Source organism: Mangrovibacillus sp. Mu-81, assembly GCF_036867415.1.
GTDB lineage: Bacteria > Bacillota > Bacilli > Bacillales > Bacillaceae_B > Rossellomorea.
This window is the reverse complement of the sequence record NZ_JBAJHU010000025.1, coordinates 1-2943: the sequence shown is the minus strand read 5'-3', so window position 1 is coordinate 2943 and position 2943 is coordinate 1. Positions and strand designations below refer to the sequence as shown.

The 2943-nt window shown below is 52.6% G+C and carries 1 rRNA gene; it reads left to right on the top strand.

Annotated features, from left to right (window positions below):
* Window positions 1-16: 16 nt before the first annotated feature.
* Window positions 17-2943, top strand: a 23S ribosomal RNA gene (locus V6B33_RS21980); the annotation flags it as partial.

Sequence of the window (2943 nt, the reverse complement as noted above, 5' to 3'; positions counted from 1 at the left end):
TGTAACAACCAAATTCGGTTAAGTTATGAAGGGCGCACGGTGGATGCCTTGGCACTAGGAGCCGATGAAGGACGGGACTAACACCGATATGCTTCGGGGAGCTGTAAGTGAGCTTTGATCCGGAGATTTCCGAATGGGGGAACCCATTGTTCGTAATGGAACAGTATCCATATTTGAATACATAGAATATGGAAGGCAGACCCAGGGAACTGAAACATCTAAGTACCTGGAGGAAGAGAAAGCAAATGCGATTCCCTGAGTAGCGGCGAGCGAAACGGGATGTAGCCCAAACCAAGAGGCTTGCCTCTTGGGGTTGTAGGACACTCTATACGGAGTTACAAAGGAACGGAGTAGACGAAGAAGTCTGGAAAGGCTCGTCAAAGAAGGTAACAACCCTGTAGTTGAAACTTCGTTCCCTCTTGAGTGGATCCTGAGTACGGCGGGACACGAGAAATCCCGTCGGAAGCTGGGAGGACCATCTCCCAAGGCTAAATACTACCTAGTGACCGATAGTGAACCAGTACCGTGAGGGAAAGGTGAAAAGCACCCCGGAAGGGGAGTGAAAGAGAACCTGAAACCGTGTGCCTACAAGTAGTCAGAGCCCGTTAACGGGTGATGGCGTGCCTTTTGTAGAATGAACCGGCGAGTTACGATCCCATGCAAGGTTAAGTCGATAAGACGGAGCCGCAGCGAAAGCGAGTCTGAACAGGGCGAATGAGTATGTGGTCGTAGACCCGAAACCAGGTGATCTACCCATGTCCAGGATGAAGTCCAGGTAACACTGGATGGAGGTCCGAACCCACGCACGTTGAAAAGTGCGGGGATGAGGTGTGGGTAGCGGAGAAATTCCAATCGAACCTGGAGATAGCTGGTTCTCTCCGAAATAGCTTTAGGGCTAGCCTCATGTGTAAGAGTCTTGGAGGTAGAGCACTGTTTGGACTAGGGGCCCTCATCGGGTTACCGAATTCAGACAAACTCCGAATGCCAAAGACTTATCCATGGGAGTCAGACTGCGAGTGATAAGATCCGTAGTCGAAAGGGAAACAGCCCAGACCACCAGCTAAGGTCCCAAAGTATACGTTAAGTGGAAAAGGATGTGGAGTTGCTTAGACAACCAGGATGTTGGCTTAGAAGCAGCCACCATTTAAAGAGTGCGTAATAGCTCACTGGTCGAGTGACTCTGCGCCGAAAATGTACCGGGGCTAAACGTATCACCGAAGCTGTGGATTGACACCGTTTGGTGTCAGTGGTAGGAGAGCGTTCTAAGGACTGTGAAGCCAGATCGTAAGGACTGGTGGAGTGCTTAGAAGTGAGAATGCCGGTATGAGTAGCGAAAGATGGGTGAGAATCCCATCCACCGAATGCCTAAGGTTTCCTGAGGAAGGCTCGTCCGCTCAGGGTTAGTCGGGACCTAAGTCGAGGCCGATAGGCGTAGACGATGGACAACAGGTTGATATTCCTGTACCACCTCTTTTCCGTTTGAGCAATGGGGGGACGCAGGAGGATAGGGTAAGCGCACTGCTGGATATGTGCGTCTAAGCAGTTAGGCTGATGATGAGGCAAATCCCGTCATCGCGAAGGCTGAGCTGTGACAGCGAGCGAAATATAGTAGCGAAGTTCCTGATTCCACACTGCCAAGAAAAGCCTCTAGCGAGGAAAAAGGTGCCCGTACCGCAAACCGACACAGGTAGGCGAGGAGAGAATCCTAAGGTGAGCGAGAGAACTCTCGTTAAGGAACTCGGCAAAATGACCCCGTAACTTCGGGAGAAGGGGTGCTCTTTGGGGTTTATAGCCCCGAAGAGCCGCAGTGAATAGGCCCAGGCGACTGTTTAGCAAAAACACAGGTCTCTGCGAAGCCGTAAGGCGAAGTATAGGGGCTGACGCCTGCCCGGTGCTGGAAGGTTAAGAGGAGTGCTTAGCGCAAGCGAAGGTGCGAATCGAAGCCCCAGTAAACGGCGGCCGTAACTATAACGGTCCTAAGGTAGCGAAATTCCTTGTCGGGTAAGTTCCGACCCGCACGAAAGGCGTAACGATCTGGGCACTGTCTCAACGAGAGACTCGGTGAAATTATAGTACCTGTGAAGATGCAGGTTACCCGCGACAGGACGGAAAGACCCCGTGGAGCTTTACTGTAGCCTGATATTGAATTTTGGTACAGCTTGTACAGGATAGGTAGGAGCCTTGGAAACCGGAGCGCCAGCTTCGGTGGAGGCGTTGGTGGGATACTACCCTGGCTGTATTGAAATTCTAACCCTCGCCCCTTATCGGGGTGGGAGACAGTGTCAGGTGGGCAGTTTGACTGGGGCGGTCGCCTCCTAAAGAGTAACGGAGGCGCCCAAAGGTTCCCTCAGAATGGTTGGAAATCATTCGCAGAGTGTAAAGGCACAAGGGAGCTTGACTGCGAGACCTACAAGTCGAGCAGGGACGAAAGTCGGGCTTAGTGATCCGGTGGTTCCGCATGGAAGGGCCATCGCTCAACGGATAAAAGCTACCCCGGGGATAACAGGCTTATCTCCCCCAAGAGTCCACATCGACGGGGAGGTTTGGCACCTCGATGTCGGCTCATCGCATCCTGGGGCTGTAGTCGGTCCCAAGGGTTGGGCTGTTCGCCCATTAAAGCGGTACGCGAGCTGGGTTCAGAACGTCGTGAGACAGTTCGGTCCCTATCCGTCGTGGGCGCAGGAAATTTGAGAGGAGCTGTCCTTAGTACGAGAGGACCGGGATGGACGCACCGCTGGTGTACCAGTTGTCTTGCCAAAGGCATCGCTGGGTAGCTATGTGCGGAAGGGATAAGTGCTGAAAGCATCTAAGCATGAAGCCCCCCTCGAGATGAGATTTCCCATCACTTTATGTGAGTAAGATCCCTGGAAGATGACCAGGTAGATAGGTCAGAGGTGGAAGCATGGCGACATGTGGAGCTGACTGATACTAATCGATCGAGGA